The organism is Saccharopolyspora galaxeae, from assembly GCF_016526145.1.
GTDB lineage: Bacteria > Actinomycetota > Actinomycetes > Mycobacteriales > Pseudonocardiaceae > Saccharopolyspora_C > Saccharopolyspora_C galaxeae.
In genome coordinates this window covers 972,795-979,558 of the sequence record NZ_JADDUE010000001.1, presented here as the reverse complement: position 1 = coordinate 979,558, position 6,764 = coordinate 972,795, and the positions used below count along the sequence as shown (strand labels likewise).

At 70.9% G+C, this 6,764-nt stretch carries 6 protein-coding genes; 1 reads left to right on the top strand and 5 read right to left on the bottom strand.

Translation table 11 applies throughout. The features are described 5' to 3' along the window. Positions 1–539 precede the first annotated feature (539 nt). Positions 540–923, bottom strand: a complete 384-nt coding sequence (locus tag INP57_RS04185; RefSeq protein ID WP_200068621.1) for a thiol-disulfide oxidoreductase DCC family protein — start codon at positions 921–923, stop codon at positions 540–542. 114 nt (positions 924–1,037) lie between these two features. Continuing rightward, the gene (locus INP57_RS04180; protein WP_200068620.1) at positions 1,038–2,441 is read right to left on the bottom strand and encodes an NAD(P)H-quinone dehydrogenase; all 1,404 of its coding nucleotides are present in this window, start codon (positions 2,439–2,441) and stop codon (positions 1,038–1,040) included. A 173-nt stretch (positions 2,442–2,614) separates the two neighbouring features. Here INP57_RS04180 and INP57_RS04175 point away from each other — a divergent pair, with 173 nt between their 5' ends. Then, positions 2,615–3,067, top strand: a complete 453-nt coding sequence (locus tag INP57_RS04175) for a gamma-glutamylcyclotransferase family protein (RefSeq protein WP_200068619.1) — start codon at positions 2,615–2,617, stop codon at positions 3,065–3,067. A gap of 573 nt (positions 3,068–3,640) precedes the next feature. On the opposite strand, the gene INP57_RS04170 is transcribed toward INP57_RS04175, so the two are convergent. The 3 genes from INP57_RS04170 to INP57_RS04160 form a co-directional block, all read right to left on the bottom strand. Continuing rightward, positions 3,641–4,309 carry an HAD family hydrolase gene (locus INP57_RS04170; RefSeq protein WP_295149535.1) on the bottom strand — a complete coding sequence of 223 codons (669 nt, stop codon included), beginning with the start codon at positions 4,307–4,309 and terminating at the stop codon, positions 3,641–3,643. Positions 4,310–4,627: 318 nt separating this feature from the next. Further along, entirely contained in the window at positions 4,628–5,386 is a 759-nt protein-coding gene (locus INP57_RS04165) for a hypothetical protein (RefSeq protein WP_200068618.1), read from the bottom strand. A gap of 70 nt (positions 5,387–5,456) precedes the next feature. Next, a complete protein-coding gene (locus tag INP57_RS04160; protein WP_233626901.1) occupies positions 5,457–6,689 on the bottom strand; it encodes a M20 family metallopeptidase in 1,233 nt (410 codons plus the stop codon). Positions 6,690–6,764 lie beyond the last annotated feature (75 nt).

The following is a 6,764-nucleotide window of genomic DNA, read 5'->3' as shown; positions in this document are numbered from 1 at the left end:
ATGGACGGGTCTTTCTGTCCGGCGGACGAGTTGGTCGCACTTCTCATCCTGCCGCCGAAAGACCCGTCCCCCTCCTCAGACCCCGCCAGCCGACACCAACGTCACGACCCGCAACAGCTAGTCGCCGTTCTCGCGCGCCGCAGGTGATCACCGGGATGCCCCTGTACCGGTGACCACCTGCGGTTTCTCCCCCGACGGACACAAAGTTACGCGGGTGCGGGGCGCCGCAGGATCGGCCGAAGTGCCGCGGAAAAGTCGATCGATCGGCCATCTGGCCAGCGGACCGGCGGGGATTCTCATACTTTCGGCCGAGATTCGCCGCGGGTGCACCCGAGGTGAACCCCGTCCAGTGCCTGGCGGGACGGGCAGCGCCGGACCGTCCGGCAGCGAGTCGGGCAACGAGCGGGACGCGCAGCGAGTCAACGCGAGTTCCGAACCGCTCATGCCGGGTGCGCAGCAAGGACGCGCGCTGTCTCCCATGCGCCCAGAACGACGGTCAGACGCCGAGCGATCAGGCGCAGGGCGTTCGTTCCGGAGGGTCAGGCGCCGGGCCGCTGCTCGGCAGGCAGCTGACAGGCCGGCGTGGCACCGGGCAGCCGGTGGCGGTTGGCTGAAACCCAGCGATACGCCAGGTCAGCAAGGGTCCGCAGCACCGGAGCCGAGATCAGCACGCCGAGCACCGACCACGGCACGCCGCAATGCTTGAGCAGTTCGGCCACCGCACGCGCCCCACCGAACACCCGACCTTCCTCGTTGACCCAGAGCACCTCGTGCCGCGCCCGCTGCTCGGTGGTGCGCAACGCGGCGAGGTCGGCCTCCTGCCAGGGCGTCAGCTCCGCGCGCAGCGGCAGCTTTTCGGCCAGCCGCACGCTGCGCGTGCAGAAACCGCAGTCACCGTCGTAGACCAGAACCGGTGTGGACATAACCGTGCAACCTCCCGTGCTTCCCGAGCCCGGCTTCCCGAACCGCGGGCCGCGAAAACGACCGCTCGGTGCGGAGGCGGTCCGGACGATCGAACCGGACGACCGCTTACCCGGTCAGTCGAGGTCGTCGTGGCGCATCAGCTGGCGCCCGGCCTCGGTCAGCGAGCCCGTCAGCGACGGGTACACCGAGAACGTGTTCGCCAGGTTGTCCACGGTGATCTGGTTCTGCACCGCCAGCGCGATGGGCAGCACGAGTTCGCTGGCGTTCGGCGCGACGACCACGCCACCGACGACGACACCGGTCTGCGGGCGGCAGAACACCTTGAGGAAACCCCGCCGCAGACCTTCCATCTTGGCCCGCGGATTCGTCGCCAACGGCAGTTTCACCGTCCGCGCGGGGACTTCGCCGGAGTCGATCGCCTGCTGGCTGATCCCGACCGTTGCGATCTCGGGATGGGTGAACACGTTGGCCGCGACCGTCTTCAGCTTGATCGGGCTGACGCCCTCGCCCAGCGAGTGCCACATCGCGATGCGTCCCTGCATCGCCGCCACCGACGCCAGCAGCAGCAGACCGGTGCAGTCGCCCGCCGCGTACACCCCGGGAACCTTCGTGCGGGACACCCGGTCCACCGGTACGTAGCCGCCGCCGTCGGTCTCCAGGCCGATTCGGTCCAGCCCGATGTCACCGGTGTTGGGCACCGAACCCACGGTCATCAACGCGTGGCTGGCCTCGACCTGCCTGCCGTCGGCGAGGTGCACCAGCACGCCCTTGTCGGTGCGCTCCACTCGTTCCGCACGGGCGTGCTTGACGACCTCGGTACCGCGCTCGGCGAAGACCTCTTCCAGCACGCCTGCCGCGTCGGCGTCCTCGTGCGGCAGCACCCGGTCCCGGCTGGAGACCATGGTGACCTTCACGCCCATCTCGGTGTAGGCGGAGGCGAACTCGACGCCGGTGACACCGGACCCGATAACCGCCAGGTGATCCGGCAGTTCCGGCAGGTCGTAGAGCTGCCGCCAGTCCAGGATGCGTTCGCCGTCCGGCACCGCGCCGGGAAGCACCCGCGGCGTGGCACCGGTGGCGATCAGCACCACGTCGGCGACCAGCTCGTCCACTCCGCCGTCGAGGCGTTCGACACCGATGTGGTGCTGGGCCAAGCCGGTTGCCGGGTTGGTGAATCGCGCCCGGCCGGCGATGACCTGCACACCTTCCCGGCGCACCCGCGAGCGGATGTCCGCGGACTGCGCCAGCGCGAGCCCCTTGACCCGGCCGTGCACCACGGCGACCTCGGGCTCGATGCCGTCCGCGACCGCACGGATGCCCAACTCACCGGCGTCGCGCACGGCCGACCTGGCCCCCGCGGAAGCGATGAAGGTCTTCGAGGGGACGCAGTCGTAGAGCACGCACGCACCGCCGAGGCCATCCGGCTCCACCAGCGTCACGTCGGCCCCGTTCTGCGCTGCGACCAGAGCCGCCTCGTAGCCCGCAGGCCCGCCTCCCATGATCACGATGCGGGTCACTTCTGCGTTCCTCCCGTGCTCCGTGCCTTGTGGGCGCCGGGCTCACCGTACGCCGCGCGGACCGTCACCGATCCGGGTGGTACCGGCGATTCGCCGGTTTCCGGAACCCCGACGCGCAAGCGGTGACGTGGTCCACTCCGACATCCGGCACAACGATCGCTACCCTGTGGGACGTGCCGCTGTACGCCGCGTACGGGTCCAACATGGACCCGGCCCAGATGATGGACCGAGCCCCGCATTCGCCGATGGCGGGAACGGGCTGGCTGATGGACTGGCGGCTGACCTTCGGCGGTGAGGACTACGGCTGGGAAGGTGCGCTGGCGACGATCGTCGAGCACCCCGGCGAGCAAGTGTTCACCGTGCTTTACGACGTCAGCCCCGAGGACGAACGACAGCTCGACCGCTGGGAAGGCTCCGAGCTGCAGATGCACAAGAAGCTGCGGCTACGCGTGCAGACACTCGACGGTCCGGTGCTGGCCTGGCTCTACGTGCTGGACGCCTACGAGGGCGGGTTGCCGTCCGCGCGCTACCTCGGCGTGATGGCCGACGCGGCGGAGGCCGCGGGAGCTCCCGAGGACTACGTGGAGAAGCTGCGGATCCGTCCTTGCGGGAACGTCGGACCCTGATTCCACCCGCCCCGCTGGGCGAGAACCGCCGCCGCACACCGCGCGTGCGGTGATCACACGATCGCCACACGTCGGTGGAGAGGTCGACCTGGTCCAGGCGGACGGCGGAACGATCTCCCAGCAGCAGCGGCGCGAGCGGATCCGGCGGGAAGTGCTCGCACACGGCCGCGTGCGCATCGAAAGCCTCGTCGAGCAGTACGGCGCCAGCGGCATGCCCATCCGCGACATGGCCGAGGCGCTGTGCTCGGACGTGCTGGTCCTGTCCAGCACCACCGTCGTGGACGGCCGCTACCTGCACCGGCCGCAAGAGTCCGTGCAGGTCGAGTGGGCCCTCATGCGCACCGCTGGCACCCGGGTTCGGCTGAACAGCTTCAAGTTCGAACGCCGGGCGGCGCCTCCGCTCGTGCCGCTGACCGACTTCGACGCGGTCGTGGTCGATTCCGATGCCCCGGAACCGCTGGCCGAAAAGCTGCGCGGGTCCGGAGTGCACTCGGAGATCGCCGGCAGCCGACCGCGAGCGCAGGCTCCGCACGGGCCAGGGCGGCTCCGGGCCGCCCGGGAACAGGCAGCCGGCTACCGGACTCGCTGCTGCAACCGGTCCACCGCCCCGGGCGCTTCCGCCAGCGAGAACACGGCGATGTCCGGCTCGCGCAGCTGCTGCTGCGTCGGATCCGGTGGAGCTTCGCCGCGCACCACCCAAACCGTGCGCATCCCGAGCTGCTGTGCACCGCGCACGTCGGAGTCCAGGCGATTGCCGACGTGCACCGCGTGCTGCGGAGCCACCCCGGCCTGCCGCAGCGCGTGCCGGAAGATGGCCGGGTCCGGTTTGGCCGCTCCCACCAGCTCGGAGATCGCCCAGAAGTCGATGAACCCGGCGACTCCATCGCGCCGCAGCGCGTCCAAGACGACCGCGCGCTGGTTGGCGACCACCCCCAGCCGGTACCGCTCGGACAGTTCCCGCAGCGCGGGCAGCACATCCGGGTGCAGCGCCGCAGGCGGGTAGAACCAGTAGCTCTCCGCCCGGTCGGACAACCGCTCGCGCTGCCCGGGTCCGAGGAAGTGCTCGGCGATCGCGGTTCGCAGCGAACCGCTCTGCGACTGCCGCCGGGCGTCGTAGACCTGCTGGAACTCGGCTTCCACGAGCACGCCGCCGTTCTCCGCGACCAGCTCGCAGGTCGCGCGCAGCAGCGCCTCCCGATACCAGGAGTCGTCGTAGATCGGGCCGCCGACGTCGAGCAGCACCAACTCGATCCGCCCGCCGCGCGTCGAATCCGGAGCGTGCGAGTCCGTGTCCGCCGCGCACCGCCCGGTATCCGCATCCGTGGCGGAGGGAGCCCGTCTCGTGCCGTGGTCCACCTGAACCTGCCCGGAACCGGCTGACGACCGCGGGGCTTCTCGCGACACTTCGCGACCTCCTAGTCCCGGTGACGCGCCCGGGCCGACTACGCGCGAAACGTCGCACCGCGGCACGGGCTCGGTTCGGCGAGCCGGGTCCATCGCCGAACATAACGCATCTGACTGCATTCATCACAAGGCGACATGTGACGTTCCCGGCGGCGCTCATCCCTGAACTCCCGCCGACGCGGCGTGGATCCGGGCCACCACCGGCATCGCACCCGAGGGGCTGGTGCGCGCCAAGTCCAGCAACTCCGCGGCACGACGAGTACCGCGGCGATCGTTCCTGCGGGCCACCTGTTCGGTCACCGCGGATCGGAACCGCAGCGCGGCACCGCCGAGCACCGCCATGGCCTGCTCCAGGCAAGCCAGCGCAGTGCGCGGCGGTCCGGTGCACAGCAATTCGGCCAACGCGGCGTCCAATGTGTACACCCGCAGTCCGTCGAGTTCGAGCACATCGGACTCGCGGATCCACGCTTGGCGTACCACCAGTCCCGGCGACGGCCGTGGCTGCTGGTCGTAAGGCACCGTCACGTGCAAGGAGTCAGCACCATCGGCCTCGGTGCAACCGTGCATGGCAACAGCGGTCGGCCCGGACAGGACCGCGTGCGGTCCCGCGCGCAGCAACGCCGCCTCGGCCCGTACCGCTGGTTTCCCGGCGAGCCCGGATGGTGCGGCGACGCCGGGAACGATCTCGACCCAGGTGCCGTCACCGAGCAACGCGCGCAGTGCCTCCGCACCTAATACGTGCTCAGCCGCGGGCACGGTCAACGCACCGTGCCTGGATCCTGCGGGGACGGCCTCGGCGCCCGGATCGCGGAGATCGGAGCGCTCGGCATCGCCGGGTTCCGGCCGCGGCACGTCCGCGTCCGGGCGGGAAGGTGAATGGCTCAGGGAAGCTCGTGCGAGCAGGTTCGCGGTCATACTTGATAGAGGCCGCGAACCTCCGCACAGATACATCCCGATCGGGTGAGTGCCATCCGGCGGGGCCGGCTCACTCCGCCAAGGCCGCCAGCGCGGTCCCCACCATCACGCGGATTCCCACCAGCAGCGCACGCTCGTCGAGATCGAACGTCGGCTGGTGCAGGTCCCGCGCCCGCGCCTGCCCGGAACGAACTCCGAGCCGCACGAACGACCCCGGCACGTGCTCCAAGTACCAGCCGAAGTCCTCCCCGCCGGAAGACTGCGGCGTACCCGTCACCGCGTGCTCACCCAGCGCCCGCTGGATCGCCGCGGACATCAACTCGGTGCTGTCGGCCTCGTTGACCACCGGCGGAACCCCACGCCGGTGGTGCAGGTCGAAACCGACGCCGAGCGGCGCCAGCAAACCGCCGACCAGCTCCCGCACCAGCGGCTCCAGCTCCGCCCACGTCCCCCGGTCCCCGGTGCGCAGCGTGCCGGTGAGCACACCGCTCTGCGGGATCGCGTTCGGCGCCTCCCCCGCGTGCACCGCACCCCACACCAGCACCGTCCCGGTGCGGGGATCGACGCGGCGGGACAGCAGCGCGGGCAGTCCCGTGACCAGCGTGCCCAGCGCGTGCACCAGGTCCGCGGTCAAGTGCGGCCGGGAGGTGTGCCCGCCCGGCGAGTTCAGCCGGATCTCCAGCAGATCGCTGGCCGAGGTGATCGCGCCCGGCTTCACCCCGACCCGGCCGACCGGCAGTCGCGGGTCGCAGTGCAATCCGAAGATCCGTTCCACGCCGTCGAGCCCACCGGCCGAGAGCACGTCCAGCGCGCCGCCCGGCATGACCTCCTCGGCGTGCTGGAAGATCAACCGGATGCGCCCGGGCAGCTCCGGCGCCGTTGCCAGCGCCAACGCCGTGCCCAGCAGGATCGTGGTGTGCGCGTCGTGCCCGCACGCGTGCGCGACCCCGTCCTTGCCGGACGCGAACGGCAGACCCGTCGCCTCGGTCAGCGGCAGCGCGTCGATGTCCGCGCGCAACGCGATGGTGCGCCGCGGCTGCCCCTCCGGACCGAGGTCGCAGAGCAGGCCGGTGCCGCCGGGCAGCACCCGCGGGCTCAGCCCGGCCCCGGTCAACTGCTCGCAGAGGAACGCGGTCGTGTCGTGCTCGGCGCGGGAGAGCTCCGGATGGGAGTGGACGTGCCTGCGCCAGGCGAGCACGCGGTCGGCGTTCGCCGCGAGCCAGGCGTCCAGCCAGGCCGGTCCGCGGCCGGCACCGAGATCTTCCAGGCCGGACTGCTCGTCGGACCCCACACCGGACATCATGTCGCCGAACGCCGCGCCGGGCATTCGCGGCTCGCGGCCTCGTTCGGGTGCCTGCGCGGCACCGCTCGACGAATT

Coding starts and splice junctions, on each gene's coding strand:
- INP57_RS04160 (WP_233626901.1), bottom strand. CDS start 6,689: ATGATGTCCGGTGTGGGGTCCGACGAGCAGTCCGGCCTGGAAGATCTC.
- INP57_RS04165 (WP_200068618.1), bottom strand. CDS start 5,386: ATGACCGCGAACCTGCTCGCACGAGCTTCCCTGAGCCATTCACCTTCC.
- INP57_RS04185 (WP_200068621.1), bottom strand. CDS start 923: ATGTCCACACCGGTTCTGGTCTACGACGGTGACTGCGGTTTCTGCACG.